Genomic DNA, 14,286 nt, shown 5'->3' on the forward strand with positions numbered 1-14,286 from the left:
GCTCCTCCACAGGCCGTTTCCGTCCCTGGCGCCGGCCGGCGCGCTGGGCGAGCGTGGACCCACCTCCACTCGAAAGGACGAGAACGGTGAAGACCACGAATCATCTCATCGGCACCATCGGCAGCGACCCGCGCACCGGCACCCTCACCGACGGCCGACCCTTCGTCGGGTTCCGGCTGGCCGTCAACCACGACTACTTCAACGCGGAGACCGGCTCGTACGAATCCGGCGAGACGAGCTGGTTCGACGTCTCCGCCTACGGCGCGATCGCCCAGGCCTGCGCGTGCTCGCTGTCGAAGGGCGACCCCGTCATCGTCGTCGGACGTCTCCGGGTGCGCGACTGGACATCGGGAGAGAAGTCCGGCACCGCGGTGGAGCTCATCGCCGACGCCATCGGGCACAATCTGCGCTTCGGCACCGGATCCTTCAGTCGTCGGAACTCCCGGCGCCGGGCAGCCGGTGCTGAGGACCAGGAACCGGAAGCCGGTTCGGGAGGCACCGCGTGGGGCGGGCTGTCCGAGCCCCCTCCCGCCGGCCGCGACTCCTGGGAGCCCGGACCCGATCACCCGGCCGGGGACACGGGGGATCCGATCGGTAATCGGGCACCGGAAGGTGCCGGGGGTCGCCCTGCGGAGGGCGGGGACTCCGGCCCGGTGCTCGTCGGCGCGGAGGCAGGGCAGACGACCGCGGACGAGGACGCGCCGTTCTGATACTCCGTGATCCGGTGCCGGCCCGCCGAGGCGCTACAGTGGTGCAGGCGAGTCGGTGCCGGTTGCGAAGGAGATCCATGACGTTCCACGCGCGTGCGGCAGCACCAGTGCTGCTGCTCTCGTCCCTGGCCCTCACCGGGTGCTCCCTGTTCCAGCAGCCGGTCGACCCGGGACCGGCCCAGCCCACCGAGGAGCCCGCCGTCGTCGACGAGGTCATCGCCGCGCTCGAACCGCTGACCGGGGACGAGGAATCGCTGCCGAACTCGCAGGAGCTCTTCGACGCCCTCATCGAGGCGGGCTACGACCCCGAGGACATCGAGACGACCCTCGACGAATCGCCGCTGGGCAACGAGGTGCCGGCGAAGATGTTCGGGGTGCGCGTCGAGGACGGCTGCGTCGTCGGGGAGATCCGCGGGGGAGCGGCCACCGCTCGTCTCATGCCGCCGAGCGAATCCGTCGACACCTGTCTCTACGGTGCGGTGGAGCGTCCCGAGGGCGTGGACGCGCCCTCCGGCGAGGAGCGCGGCGAGGACGACTCCGACAACGGCGCCGGCCACATCCCGGGTGAGGACATCAACCGCCCGCGCGACGAGGCCACGGAATCACCCGGTGAGGACACCGGCGGCTCGGGATCCGGCGGGGACTCCGGCGGCTCGGGGAGCGACGACGGCACCGGTGACTCCGGCCGCGGTTCCGACGGCGGCTCCGGCGATTCCGGAGACGGACCTCCGGAGCTCGGCGGCAACTGATCCGGCGGGCGCGTACCTCGCTCCTGATTCGCCGCCGGTTCGCCGAGCCGATAGCCTGGTGTCACTATGGCCGAATTCATTTACACCATGCACAAGGCGCGCAAGGCGCACGGTGACAAAGTCATCCTCGACGACGTGTCGATGTCGTTCTATCCCGGAGCGAAGATCGGCATGGTCGGGCCCAACGGCGCCGGCAAGTCGACGATCCTCAAGATCATGGCCGGCATCGACCAGCCGTCGAACGGCGAGGCCCGGCTGAGCCCCGGGTACACCGTGGGCATCCTCCTCCAGGAGCCGCCGCTCAACGAGGAGAAGACCGTTCTCGGCAACGTCGAGGAGGGCGTCGGCGAGATCAAGGCCAAGGTCGACCACTACAACGAGATCTCCGCCCTCATGGCCGACCCGGACGCCGACTTCGACGCGCTCATGGAGGAGATGGGCAAGCTCCAGGAAGCCATCGATGCCGCTGATGCCTGGGACCTCGACTCCCAGCTCGAACAGGCGATGGACGCCCTGCGCTGTCCGCCGCCGGACGCCGACGTGTCCGTCCTCTCCGGCGGTGAGCGCCGCCGTGTGGCACTGTGCAAGCTGCTCCTCGAGAAGCCGGATCTGCTCCTCCTCGACGAGCCCACCAACCACCTCGACGCGGAATCGGTGCTCTGGCTCGAGCAGCATCTCGCCTCGTACCCCGGCGCCGTCATCGCCGTGACCCACGATCGGTACTTCCTCGATCACGTCGCGCAGTGGATCGCCGAGGTCGACCGCGGTCACCTCTACCCCTACGAGGGCAACTACTCGACCTACCTCGAGAAGAAGGCCGAGCGCCTCAAGGTCCAGGGCAAGAAGGACCAGAAGCTGCAGAAGCGGCTCAAGGAGGAGCTCGAGTGGGTGCGCTCGAACGCGAAGGCCCGCCAGACCAAGTCGAAGGCCCGCCTCGCCCGCTACGAGGAGATGGCCGCGGAGGCGGAGAAGACCCGCAAGCTCGACTTCGAGGAGATCCAGATCCCGCCGGGCCCGCGCCTGGGCGACATCGTCATCGAGGCCAAGGACATCGTCAAGGGCTTCGACGACCGCACGCTCATCGACGGGCTGTCGTTCTCGCTGCCTCGCAACGGCATCGTCGGCGTCATCGGCCCCAACGGCGTCGGCAAGACCACGCTGTTCAAGACGATCGTCGGACTCGAGGAGATCGACGGGGGAGAGCTCAAGATCGGCGACACCGTGCGGATCTCCTACGTCGACCAGTCCCGCGGCGGCATCGACCCGAACAAGAGCCTGTGGGAGGTCGTGTCCGACGGACTCGACTTCATCCAGGTCGGTGCGGTGGAGATGCCCTCGCGCGCCTATGTGTCCGCCTTCGGCTTCAAGGGACCGGACCAGCAGAAGAAGGCCGGCGTGCTCTCCGGCGGTGAGCGCAACCGCCTCAACCTCGCGCTCACGCTCAAGCAGGGCGGCAACCTGCTCCTGCTCGACGAGCCGACCAACGACCTCGACGTCGAGACCCTCGGCTCGCTCGAGAACGCTCTCCTCGAGTTCCCGGGCTGCGCCGTGGTCGTGTCCCACGACCGGTGGTTCCTCGACCGCGTCGCCACCCACATCCTGGCCTGGGAGGGTACGGAGGAGAACCCGTCGAGCTGGTACTGGTTCGAGGGCAATTTCGAGTCCTACGAGAAGAACAAGGTCGAGCGCCTCGGCGAGGAGGCGGCCCGGCCGCACCGCGTCACCCACCGTCGCCTGACCCGCGACTGACCACCTCGGTGGTGCACTGCAGCGCCCCTGGGAGCCTTATGGATCCCGGGGGCGCTGCAGTGCTGTGACCTGTCGATTCCTTGCGGTTCGACGGTCAGGAACCTTCGAGGATCGACGTCCCGGTCAGCGCTTGACGCGCATCATGCCCTGCTGCGCGACCGTGGCGAGGAGCTGCCCGTCGCGGGCGAAGATCCGGCCGGCACCGAGCGCGCGTCCCCCCTCGGCCGACGGGGAGTTCTGGGAATAGAGCATCCACTCGTCCACGCGGATCGGACGGTGCCACCACATCGCGTGGTCGAGGCTCGCGAGCCGCAGGCCCGGCTCCTGCCAGGCGAGCCCGTGACGTCGCATCGCGGGCTCGAGGAGATTGAAGTCGCTCGCATACGCCAGGGCGGCGGCATTGAGGAGCGGGTCGGCCGGGAACTCGGCCGAGGCGCGGATCCACACGTGCTGGTGCGAGACCTCGTCGCCCTGATGCGCGAGGTAGAGGGACGGCTCGACCGGGCGCACATCGAACGGTCGCTTGACCAGCCATTCCTGCACATGCGGGAGGTCGACCGAGCCGACGAGGTCCTTGATCTGCGGGCAGTCCTCGGGATCGGGCATCCCGGCGGGGAAGTCGTCCCCGTGGTCGTATCCCTCCTGCACGAGCTGGAAGGACGACATCACCGACATGATCGGCTGCCCGTCCTGGTATGCGTGGACCCGGCGGGCCGAGAACGAGCCGCCGTCGCGCAGGTTCTCCACCCCGAACACGATCGGCCGGGTGGCGTCGCCGGTGCGGAGGAAGTACCCGTGGAGGGAATGGATCGGGCGGTCGTCCGCGACAGTGAGACCGCCGGCCATGACGCACTGGGCGAGCACCTGGCCGCCGAACACCCGGCCGTCGGGCTTGAACTGGCTCTGCCCCTCGAAGAACTCCGTCTCCCGGCTCTCGTGGATCGGGTCGGTCGGGGAGAGCTGCAGGACGCCTCGCAGTGCGGCGACGTTCTCGGAATGATTCATCGTGCTCCAGGGGGCTCGGGGCGGTCCGCGGCGGTTCGGGTGCGGGCCGCCCATGACGGGTGGTGTGGACGACGCGGGAGCCGTCCTGCAACGCAGATCACATCGAGTCTAATCGCGCCGTCGGCGCGTGGTGCGCGAGGGTCCCGACTCCGGACCGCACCGCTGCCCGCCGGAGTCGGTGCCGAGAGGACAGCGGTGCGGTGACGGCCGTGTCGTCGGTGCGCGGCTGGCACAATGGGGGAATGGACTCCACGCTCACCGACCCCCTGCTGCGCGGCCCCTTCACCCGGGTGCTCATCGAGCTGCGCTGGGGAGACCTCGACGCCTACGGGCACATCAACAACGTCGCCCAGTTCCGCATCCTCGAGGAGGCCCGCGTGCGCGCGTTCGGCTCGCCCACGGCGAACCGGGACGCCGCCGCACCGGCCGCCCCCGGAGTCTCCGGAGTCGTCCTGGGGCCGGGCATCCCGCCGGTGTTCGGCGACGCCTCGGGCGACACCGACATCCTCGTCTTCTCCCACCGCATCGAGTACCGCGAGCCGATCCCGTACCGGACCGGCCCGATCGCGGTCGACACGGTGATCTCCGCCGTCGGCCCCGCCACCGTCGATGTCGGCTATGTCATCGCCGAACCCGACGGCTCGCGCGCCTACACCGTGGCGGAATCGGTCATCGCGATGGTCGACGCCGACACCGGCCGTGCGCGCCGGCTCACGGAGTCCGAGACCGTGCAGCTGCGCGCCGTCGTCGGCGACCGCGTGCCGCTGCGCAGGCGCTGAGATGCCGGATCTCCGACTCACCGATGCCCACGACCTGCGCGATTGGGAGGTATTCACGCAGCGCGCTCAGCGCCTCGATCCGGACGGCGCGATGCGCCTCACCGTGCACGGGGCGCGCCTCGTGCTCACGGTCTCCCCGCTGTACCCGCACGGCCTCGGCGACACCACGCCCCTGACGCTCGGGATGCGGATCGTGCCCCTGCCCGCATCCGACCTCGACGGGCTCGATGCCGTGGTGCCGCTCGCCGCGCTCACCGACCGGTTCGCCCGGGCCCGGGCACAGGGCTTGCTCCACGTGCCGGTGCCGCCGCAGGAGGTGCACGCCGCGTGGGCGGGGATCGCTCCGCCGCGCGGACCGTGGGAGCCGCTCGGGTCGCTCGACGCCGGGATCGTCGTGCGCGCGGCCGAGGCCGGCATCGCCGAGGTCGCCGCCGGCAGTCCGGAGGCCGCCGGTGGGCCCGCGGTGAGCGCACTGCGCCGACGCGTGTGGTCGCGGTCGCTCCACGAGGCGGCCGGCACGGCGGCATCGGGACCGGTGCCCGGGGAGCGCCCCACGGTCGACCCCGATTCCGGGGCGGCGTTCGCGCTCCACGGGCTCGGATTCCTGGTCGAGGGAGCGCCGGTCGAGGTGCGCGGCTGCGGGACGTGGCTGCGGCTGTCCACCCCGGTCGGGCACGTGCTCACCCGTCATCGCGGGTGAGGCCGCCCCTCGCGGCGCGCCCGCCCCGTCGGCGGGGTCGCCGGCTCAGCGGTCCTGCGGACCTCCAGGGCCGGGACCCGAGGCCGGGCAGGTGCCGGTGGCCGGCTCGTCGTGTTCGGCCGGCGTGTTGAGCATCGCGGTCGCCGCGCGCTGGAAGTAGTCCCACATCATCGCGTCGTACATCGGCGGCAGGGCGATCGTGTCCATCGCGGTGCGCATGTGGCGCAGCCAGTGGTCGCGGGCCTTGGGGGTCACCGGGAACGGGAAGTGGCGCATCCGCAGCCTCGGATGGCCGCGCTCCTCCTGGTACGTCGTCGGCCCGCCGAAATACTGCTCGAGGAAGGTCTGCAGGCGGTGCTTGGCGCCGGTGAGCTCATGACCTTCCGGGTACATCGCGATGAGGTACTCGTCGGCCGCGACCTCCGCGTAGAAGGTGTCCACGAGTGCGGTGAAGGTCGCATGCCCGCCGATCATGGCGAAGAAGCTGTCCGGTCGCTGCAGCGACACGTGGTCGATCATCGGGGCCCTTCCGGTCGTCGACGTCCCTCGGTGCGGGGACGTCCGCTCAGCCTATCGGCTTCGTCGAGCCGCCATCGGCGACGCCCGAGCCGGTCGTGCTCTTCCTCGTCGTCCCCGTGCCGACGTCCCCGGACTCGGTCTCCGCATCGGGGTCCTTGTGGGCATGGGCGGGGTCGGGCAGGGTGCGCAGCACCGTCTGCTGCGGCAGCGGGATGCGCAGGCCGCGGCGGTCGAGCTGATTCTTGATCTCCCCGCGGAAGGCGCGTGCGACGGCCCACTGCTCGTTCGGCTCGGTCTTGATCACCGTCCGGATGGTCATCGACTCCCCGCTGATCGCCTCGACACCCCAGATCTCGGGATCCTCGAGGATCGCCTCGGCGATCTTGGGATTGCGCCGCAGGGCGGCGACGGCGTCGGCGATGACCGCATCGATCGTCGCGCGGTCCGAGCTGTAGGGCAGCGGGATGTCCATCACCGCGCGTGCCCAGCCCTGCGACTGGTTGCCCACGCGCAGGATCTCGCCGTTGCGCACGTGCCACAGGGTGCCGTCGACCCCGCGCACCCGGGTGGTGCGCAGCCCGACCTCCTCGACGATGCCGATCGCCTCACCGAGGTCCACCGAGTCGCCGATCCCGTACTGGTCCTCGACGACGATGAAGAATCCGGACAGGTAGTCCTTGACGAGGGTCTGCGCGCCGAAGCCGATCGCGACACCGGCGATACCGGCAGAGGCGAGCACCGGGCCCAGGTTGAAGCCGAGCTCGGTGAGCACCATGAGGACTGCGAGCACAGTGATGAGGATCGTCGCGATCGACGACAGCATCGACCCGACGGTCTTGGCGCGCTGGGCGCGCCGCGCCCGGACCGAGGGGTCCTGCTCGGCGGGCCTCTCCCCGGCGGGGAACCGCTTCTTCTCCGTCGCCGCGGTCGAGCCGTCGGCGATCGACTGGGCGAACCGGCGGATGAGCTTGCGCACGACGACGTTGAGGATGATCGCCACGACGACGATGACGAGGATGCGCAGCGGGGTGCCGAGGAAGAACGCCCAGTAGTCGAATTCGGTGGTCTTGTCGACGGTGTCCGTGACGGCGTCGCGGACCTGTTCAGCTGGAGTCTGCATAACGTGCACCCACTCTAGGGACGGTCTCTGAGTATCAGCGGCACGCGGTCCGCGGTGTCTGAGGACGCGCTGGGTCCGGATCCCGGCCGTGCGTCCTGACCAGGCCGTACGGCCGGTCGCAGGTCGGACTGCGCGGGTCCGTCGTGAGCGATCTCACCCCGGGCGTCGGCCGCCGGCCTCAGCTTCCGGCCGCCGCCTGGCAGCGCAGGGTGCGCTCGGCGGTATCGAGGTTCTCCCGCATGAGTCGCAGCAGTCCCTTCGGTGCGGCCGGGTGCGACTGAAGCCACGCGAGCGTCGCGATGACCGTGGACTGCGAGGCCGGCGGGTAGAGCTCGAGGGTGAAGAGCTGTGCGATCTCCAGGGTGCGGGTCTCCCACCAGCCGGCGACGCGGTCGAAGTACTCCGCGGCGAACGGTTCGAGCGGTGCGAGCGCGGCCACCGGTTCTCCCGACTCCGTCTCCAGGCCCAGGCGGAACCCCCGGGCGATCGCCTGCGCGGTCGCATTCGGCAGCGACCGGTCGTCGACCAGGCGCGTGAACGCCGTGCTCTTCGCCTCCGGGGTGGCCGGGGCGGCGAGTGCGGTCTGCGCGCTGCGCCGCCCGGTGGCGGTGTCGTCCTCGGCCAGCCAGCGTTCGACCCCGGCGGCGTCGAGGCGCCCGGCGGCGGCCAGCGCGACGACGACCGACCAGCGCAGGTCGGTGTCGAGGCTCAGCCCCGGCAGCGGTTCGTCCTGCCCGTCGAGGACCGCGGCGAGCTCGTCGAGCTGCTCCGGGGTGCAGGCGTGGGCGGTGAAGCCCTGGAAGAACTGGAGCTGCTGGTCCGAGCCTGCGGGCGCGGCATGCATCATCCGCTGCAGGGCGGCGGCCACCTGTGCGCGGGCCTGCGGCCGATCGGCCGGCGGCAGGTAGGCGGTGAGCGCGGTGGTGAGCTGGCGCATCTGCACGAGCAGACCGGTCGAATGGGTGACAGCGGGCAGATGGGTGCACAGCATGTCGATGTAGGCGCGGGCGGAGAGCTCCCCGTCGCGCACCATGTCCCACACCGTGGAGAGCACCATGAGCTGGGTGAGCGAGTCGGTGAAGCCGCTGAGGTGCTTCATCGCGGTGCGCAGGCTGAGCTCGTCGAAGCGGACCTTCGCATAGGCGAGGTCGGCGTCGTTGACCACGACGACGACGGGAGCCGCCTCGACCCCGGCGTGCCCGGTCCCGGCGCGCTCTGCGCCGGTGCCCCCGGTCCCGGAGAGCGGCACCTGCGCGGTGGGGCCGTCGATGTCGATCTCGTGGAACTCCGTACGCGCGAAGATGCCGTCGGTCCCGAGGGAATAGAGGCCGACCCCCATGCGCTGCGGGCGCAGGCTCGGCACGGGCTGCCCCGGCAGCTCGACCGGCGTCTGCTCGATCGACAGCGCGGACACGGTGCCGTCGGCGGCGCGCTCGAGCCGCGGCCGCATGAGGGTGACCCCGGACTCCTCGAGCCACAGGGCCGTCCACGCCGAGAGGTCGCGACCGGAGGCCTCGGCGAGCTCGACCATGAGATCGGAGAGCTCGGTGTTCGACCAGGCGTGCGACTCGAAGTACCGCAGCACGCCGGTGAAGAACTCCTCGCGTCCCACCCAGGCGACGAGCTGCTTGAGCACCGATGCGCCCTTGGCGTAGGTGATGCCGTCGAAGTTGACCTCGACGTCGGCGAGGTCCTCGATCGGCGCGACGATCGGGTGGGTGCTCGGCAGCTGGTCCTGCCGGTAGGCCCAGGCCTTCTCCAAGGTGGCGAAGGTCGTCCACGCATCGGTGAACTCGGTCGCCTCCGCGGTGGCGAGCGTCGACATGAACTCCGCGAAGGACTCGTTGAGCCACAGGTCGTTCCACCAGCGCATCGTCACGAGGTCGCCGAACCACATGTGCGCGAGCTCGTGGAGGATCGTCACCGCGCGGCGCTCGACCATCGCCCGGGTGGGGCGGGAGCGGAACACGTAGTTCTCGAGGAAGGTCACCGCACCGGCGTTCTCCATCGCCCCGGCATTGAATTCGGGGACGAAGAGCTGGTCGTACTTCTCGAACGGGTACGGCGTGCCGAAGATGCGCTCGTAGAACTCGAAGCCCGCGCGGGTGATGTCGAGGATGTCGTCCGCGTCGAGGTGCTCGAACAGCGAGGCGCGGCAGTAGACGCCGAGCTCGACGTCCTCCCCGTCGGAGCTGCGCAGGGAGGAGAACACGCCGCGGTAGGGCCCGGCGATGATCGCGGTGATGTAGCTCGAGATCGGCGGCGTGGGGGCGAACTGCCAGGTGCTCAGGCCGGTGGCGTCGATCCCGAGCCGGGCGGCCGGCTCCGCGGCGTCCCCGGCCTGCGGGGTGGGGGAGTTCGACACGACGGTCCAGTGGTCCGGGGCGAGCACGGTGAAGGAGAAGGACGCCTTGAGATCGGGCTGCTCGAAAACCGGGAACACGCGGCGGGCGTCGGGCACCTCGAACTGCGTGTAGAGGTAGGTCTCGTCGTCGACCGGGTCGACGAATCGGTGGAGGCCCTCGCCGGTGTTCATGTACGCGAAGCGGGCGTCGACGGTGAGCACGTTCTCCGCGGCGAGCCCCGGCAGCTCGATCCGGCCCGGGGTGACGAGCGCGGTCGGATCGAGCTCCTCGCCGTTGAGGGTGATCGACTCGACGTGCGTGGTGATCGCGTCGATGAACGTCGCAGCGCCCTCCTCGGCGGAGAACGTCACCCGCGTCACCGAGCGGAAGTCCTCGCCCTGCCCGTCGAGCACGAGCGTGATGTCGTAGGACTGGACGGAGAGCAGCGCGGCGCGGGTCTGCGCCTCGGCGCGGGTGAGGTTGTGCTGCGGCATCGATGGGCCTCCCGGGCGGGTCGGGTGTGGAATGATCACTGCTGGATCATTGTTCCACGAAGTGCGGACGCCGCCGCCGAGGCGCGGGGCCCCGCGACCCACCGTCACCGTTGCGCGCGGGAGCGGGCCGGAGAGCCGGACCCGCGGGCCCGCAGAGAGGACCGATCGATGTCGACGACCACCCTGGACTTCTGGTTCGACCCCACCTGCCCCTGGGCCTGGATGAGCTCCCGCTGGGCGCTCGAGGTCGAGAAGGTCCGCGACGTCGAGGTGCGCTTCCACGTCATGAGCCTCGCGGTGCTCAACGAGGGCCGGGACCTGCCCGAGGACTACCGCGCCAAGATGGATCGGGCCTGGGGCCCGGTGCGCGTGATCGTCGCCGCCGCGGACCAGCACGGCGAGGACGTCGTCCCTGCCCTCTACACCGCGATGGGCACCCGGATCCATCCCGGCGGCAGCACCGACTACGCCGCGGTCATCGCCGAATCGCTCGCCGAGGTCGGCCTGCCCGCCGAGCTCGCCGCCGCAGCGGATTCCACGGACTACGACGAGCAGCTGCGCGCCTCGCACCAGGAGGGCATCTCCAAGGTCGGCGAGGACGTCGGCACCCCGGTCGTCGCGGTCGGCGACACCGCGTTATTCGGCCCCGTGGTCACCCCGGCGCCCAAGGGCGAGGCGGCCGGTACACTGTTCGACGGAGTGCTCGCCGTGGCCTCCACGCCCGGCTTCTACGAGCTCAAGCGCACCCGGACCGAGGGCCCGATCTTCGACTGATCGGCACCGGTGGCCGCACGACCGCGGAGCCGCGGCCCGACCGACGGCTTCGATCGATGGGGGAGACATGAGAGTTCATCTGGGGACCGACCACGCCGGCTACGAGTTCAAGGAGACGCTCAAGCGCCACCTGGCCGAGGGCGGGCACGAGGTCGTCGACCACGGCGCGCTCGAGTACGACGCGCTCGACGACTACCCGGCGTTCTGCATCGAGGCGGCGCAGGGCGTGGTGGCCGACCGCGAGTCCGGCCTCGACTCGCTCGGCGTGGTGATCGGCGGCTCCGGCAACGGTGAGCAGATCGCGGCGAACAAGGTCCGCGGCGCACGGGCGGCCCTCGCCTGGAACACCGACACCGCGCAGCTCGCCCGGCAGCACAACGATGCCTGGGTGGTGAGCGTGGGTGCCCGCCAGCACCCCGAGGCCGAGGCGCTCGCGATCGTCGACGCATTCCTCGCCGAGCCGTTCTCCGCCGACGAGCGCCACGAGCGCCGGATCGGGATCATCCGCTCCTTCGAGGACACCGGCACCGTCTGACCCCGGCCTTCCCGCTCCACCGCGAAACGGCGATATCCTGCGGTTCCTGAGACGGCAATTTCCTGCGGTTCTTGAGAATGGAACCGCAGGATATCGCCGTTTCGGGGAGGGGAACCGGTGCGGGGGCGGCCATCATTGGCCGCTCGATCAGTTCCGGATGGCGTTCTGCCCGGATGGCACTCCGCCCCGGAAGGCGATCCGCCCCGGAAGGCGATCAATACCAGAAGATCGGGATCCACTCCGGGTGATGGGCGTGGACGATGGTGAGGAACACGATGAAGTCGAACAGCAGGTGCACCGTGATCGTGTACGGCAGGGACTTTGTGCGGGTGAAGATCACCGCCTGGACGAGCGCGAACGGGATGGTGAGCAGCGGCCCCCACGACTGGTAGCCGAGCTCCCACAGGAACGACACGAAGATGATCGAGGTGAGCACGTTCGCGGTCCAGAACGAGAAGTGGCGGTAGAGGAGCGCGAAGATCGTGCAGATGAAGAAGAGCTCGTCCCAGATGCCGACGGCATTGACACCGAGGAACAGCCGGATGATCTCGCTCGGGGTCTCCACCGCCGGCCAGTTCTGATAGACCCCGGAGGAGATGAAGTAGCGCGGCAGGATGAGCCAGCCGAGGAACAGGACTGCGAACAGCCAGCCCCATTCGAGCTTCGACCACGGGCGGCCCTGACGGCGCGGGAACACGATCGCCCGGTCCTTGTACCCGTACCGGCTGATGACGTACGGGATGATGACGGCCCCGGACAGCACGACACCCATGAGCGCGATGTTGCCCCAGGTGATGTCCGCCTCGACGGAGATCAGGCTGATGAGGCCGAGCGCGAGCGCGATGAGCAGCAGGTCGCGGCCGAGCGAGGCCGCCGCGACGAACCCGAGCGCGACCCCGGCGACGAGCGGGAGATAGCCCCAGTCGGACATGAAGCCGAAGAGCAGCACGGCAGCGATGGAGACCAGCAGGGTCGCGAGCGACCCGAGCGAGAACGCACCGTGCCGGCTCGGGAGTGTGCTGCCGGGGGACGCTGTACGGGATTCGAAGGATGAGCTCACCGTCCCAGTGTCGCAGGTCGGGCCGCCGGGCACGGCGACCGGGGCCTCGGCACCGGCCCAGCACTGTGCTCCGACGGTCGGATCACCCGTGTTACCTTGGTCACACGTCGACGAAGGAGAGCATGTGACCGTCAGGATCTTCGCCAATGCCCGGGTGTTCGAAGGGGATTCGTTCTCGCCACCGCGGACCGTCACGGTGGTCGACGGCCGGGTCCGCTCGATCGACGAGGCCGCCCCGGACTGGACTCGGGCCGACCCCGACTCCCGGACCGTCGACCTCGCCGGGCAGTACCTGCTGCCCGGCTTCATCGAGAGCCACGGCCATCCTGCGATGCTCGCGCGAACGCTTCTCGAGGTCGATGTGACGCCGCAGAGCGCGGGGTCGATCGCCGCGATCCAAGACGCGGTCGCCGCGGCCGTACAGGATCCTCCGGCCGACGGCTGGATCCGCGGGGCGGGCTGGCTCGAGGGCTACCTCGACGACCGGAGGGTCCCCACCCGGCAGGATCTCGATGCGGTCGCCCCCGATCACCCGGTCGTCCTCATCCGCGGCTGCCGGCACATCGCACTCGCGAACTCGAAGGCGCTCGAGCTCTCGGGGATCGACGCGAGCACCGCGGACCCGGCGGGCGGACGGCTCGTGCGCGACCCCGACACCGGGGAGCCCACCGGGATCCTGCAGGAGGCCGCCCAGGACCTCCTGCAGATTCCCGCCTACACCCCGGAGATGCTCGAACGCGGATTCGCGCTCGCCCAGGCGAAGTTCGCCGAATGGGGAGTCACCACCGTCAACGACATGTCCACGGGCTCTGCGGAGATGCGCCTCTACACCGCCCTCAACCGCGCCGACCGGCTCGGCGTCCGGGTCCGACCGTGGCTGTGGGCGCTCGACCAGATGGGGATGAAGGGGCTCCTGTCCGCCGCGGTGGGCGCCGGGATCACCTCGGGCCTCGGCGACGACATGGTCCGGATCCAGGGAATGAAGTTCGTGCTCGACGGGGGAGTCGGAGGCCAGACCGCCGCGCTGACATGCCCCTATGAGCACAGCGACGAGACCGGGATCCTCTACTACGACGACGAGGAGATCACGGCGGCCGTGCGTCGCGCGCTCGAGCACGGCCTGCGTCCGGCGATCCACGGGATCGGGGACGCCGCGATCGACCAGGCGCTGCGTGCGCTCGAGGGCACCGGCCTGATGGGCCGGGTCGAAGAGATGCGGGCGCGGATCGAGCACTGCACCCTGCCGAGCGACGAGAACCTCGATGCGCTCGCCCGCCACGGCATCATCGCAGCCTCCTCCGTCGGGTTCGTCTATCACATCGGCGACAGCTACCTCGACGTCCTCGGAACCGAGCGGATGGAGCGGGTCTACCCCCACCGCACCTTCATCGATCGGGGGATCGTGGCACCGGGCAACTCCGATGTCCCTGTCACCAACGGCAATCCGTGGGAGGGGATCTACGGCGCCGTGACCCGGAAGAGCTCCTCGGGCCAGGTGCTCGACACCGTGCAGAACATCACCGTGGCCGAGGCGCTCGCCGCCTACACCTCGCTCGCCGCCTATGCGACGTTCGAAGAGGACACGCTCGGCACGATCGCCGTCGGAGCGCACGCGGACTTCGGCGTCTACGAGCGCAGCCCGTTCGAGGTCGACGTCGAGGAGCTCAAGGACTTCACCCCGACCGGGGTGTACCTGGCGGGGGAGCCCGTCTCACCGAACTGACGCCCACCGGACACCGCCGAGAGG

General features: G+C 70.1%; 13 protein-coding genes. 8 read left to right on the forward strand and 5 right to left on the reverse strand.

Annotated features, from left to right (window positions below; all coding sequences use genetic code 11):
• Nucleotides 1-86: 86 nt before the first annotated feature.
• The 3 genes from MTQ12_RS06985 (at nucleotide 87) to ettA (ending at nucleotide 3,208) form a co-directional block, all read left to right on the forward strand.
• Complete coding sequence (locus MTQ12_RS06985) at nucleotides 87-710, forward strand: single-stranded DNA-binding protein (protein ID WP_247425391.1); 624 nt, start codon at nucleotides 87-89, stop codon at nucleotides 708-710.
• A 77-nt stretch (nucleotides 711-787) separates the two neighbouring features.
• Nucleotides 788-1,459 carry a hypothetical protein gene (locus tag MTQ12_RS06990; protein ID WP_247425393.1) on the forward strand — a complete coding sequence of 224 codons (672 nt, stop codon included), beginning with the start codon at nucleotides 788-790 and terminating at the stop codon, nucleotides 1,457-1,459.
• Between the two features lie 66 nt (nucleotides 1,460-1,525).
• Nucleotides 1,526-3,208, forward strand: a complete 1,683-nt coding sequence (gene ettA / locus MTQ12_RS06995; RefSeq protein WP_247425395.1) for an energy-dependent translational throttle protein EttA — start codon at nucleotides 1,526-1,528, stop codon at nucleotides 3,206-3,208.
• A 123-nt stretch (nucleotides 3,209-3,331) separates the two neighbouring features.
• Here ettA and MTQ12_RS07000 read toward each other — a convergent pair whose 3' ends face one another.
• Entirely contained in the window at nucleotides 3,332-4,213 is an 882-nt protein-coding gene (locus MTQ12_RS07000) for an acyl-CoA thioesterase II (RefSeq protein WP_137319438.1), read from the reverse strand.
• A 242-nt stretch (nucleotides 4,214-4,455) separates the two neighbouring features.
• Here MTQ12_RS07000 and MTQ12_RS07005 point away from each other — a divergent pair, with 242 nt between their 5' ends.
• Together MTQ12_RS07005 and MTQ12_RS07010 are read left to right on the forward strand one after the other, a co-directional pair.
• A complete protein-coding gene (locus tag MTQ12_RS07005) occupies nucleotides 4,456-4,992 on the forward strand; it encodes an acyl-CoA thioesterase (RefSeq protein ID WP_247425397.1) in 537 nt (178 codons plus the stop codon).
• Between the two features lies 1 nt (nucleotide 4,993).
• Nucleotides 4,994-5,692 (forward strand): hypothetical protein, encoded by a 699-nt coding sequence (locus MTQ12_RS07010; protein ID WP_247425399.1) that lies wholly within the window; start codon nucleotides 4,994-4,996, stop codon nucleotides 5,690-5,692.
• Nucleotides 5,693-5,737: 45 nt separating this feature from the next.
• Here the strand turns inward: MTQ12_RS07010 and MTQ12_RS07015 are convergent, their stop codons facing one another.
• The 3 genes from MTQ12_RS07015 to pepN form a co-directional block, all read right to left on the reverse strand.
• Entirely contained in the window at nucleotides 5,738-6,211 is a 474-nt protein-coding gene (locus tag MTQ12_RS07015) for a globin (RefSeq protein ID WP_137319441.1), read from the reverse strand.
• A gap of 46 nt (nucleotides 6,212-6,257) precedes the next feature.
• Complete coding sequence (locus tag MTQ12_RS07020) at nucleotides 6,258-7,331, reverse strand: mechanosensitive ion channel family protein (protein ID WP_247425401.1); 1,074 nt, start codon at nucleotides 7,329-7,331, stop codon at nucleotides 6,258-6,260.
• Nucleotides 7,332-7,509: 178 nt separating this feature from the next.
• Complete coding sequence (pepN, locus tag MTQ12_RS07025) at nucleotides 7,510-10,170, reverse strand: aminopeptidase N (RefSeq protein ID WP_247425403.1); 2,661 nt, start codon at nucleotides 10,168-10,170, stop codon at nucleotides 7,510-7,512.
• Nucleotides 10,171-10,338: 168 nt separating this feature from the next.
• On the opposite strand from pepN, the gene MTQ12_RS07030 reads away from it, so the two are divergent.
• Nucleotides 10,339-10,944: a DsbA family protein gene (locus MTQ12_RS07030; protein ID WP_247425405.1), complete on the forward strand. Its 606-nt coding sequence runs from the start codon at nucleotides 10,339-10,341 to the stop codon at nucleotides 10,942-10,944.
• Between the two features lie 67 nt (nucleotides 10,945-11,011).
• Complete coding sequence (locus tag MTQ12_RS07035) at nucleotides 11,012-11,479, forward strand: ribose-5-phosphate isomerase (RefSeq protein ID WP_247425408.1); 468 nt, start codon at nucleotides 11,012-11,014, stop codon at nucleotides 11,477-11,479.
• Between the two features lie 214 nt (nucleotides 11,480-11,693).
• Here MTQ12_RS07035 and MTQ12_RS07040 read toward each other — a convergent pair whose 3' ends face one another.
• Nucleotides 11,694-12,539: a CPBP family intramembrane glutamic endopeptidase gene (locus MTQ12_RS07040; protein ID WP_348983853.1), complete on the reverse strand. Its 846-nt coding sequence runs from the start codon at nucleotides 12,537-12,539 to the stop codon at nucleotides 11,694-11,696.
• 124 nt (nucleotides 12,540-12,663) lie between these two features.
• On the opposite strand from MTQ12_RS07040, the gene MTQ12_RS07045 reads away from it, so the two are divergent.
• Nucleotides 12,664-14,262 carry an amidohydrolase gene (locus tag MTQ12_RS07045; protein ID WP_247425411.1) on the forward strand — a complete coding sequence of 533 codons (1,599 nt, stop codon included), beginning with the start codon at nucleotides 12,664-12,666 and terminating at the stop codon, nucleotides 14,260-14,262.
• Nucleotides 14,263-14,286 lie beyond the last annotated feature (24 nt).

The sequence above is a fragment of the Brevibacterium sp. R8603A2 genome, from assembly GCF_023072605.1.
GTDB classification, from domain to species: Bacteria; Actinomycetota; Actinomycetes; order Actinomycetales; family Brevibacteriaceae; genus Brevibacterium; species Brevibacterium pityocampae.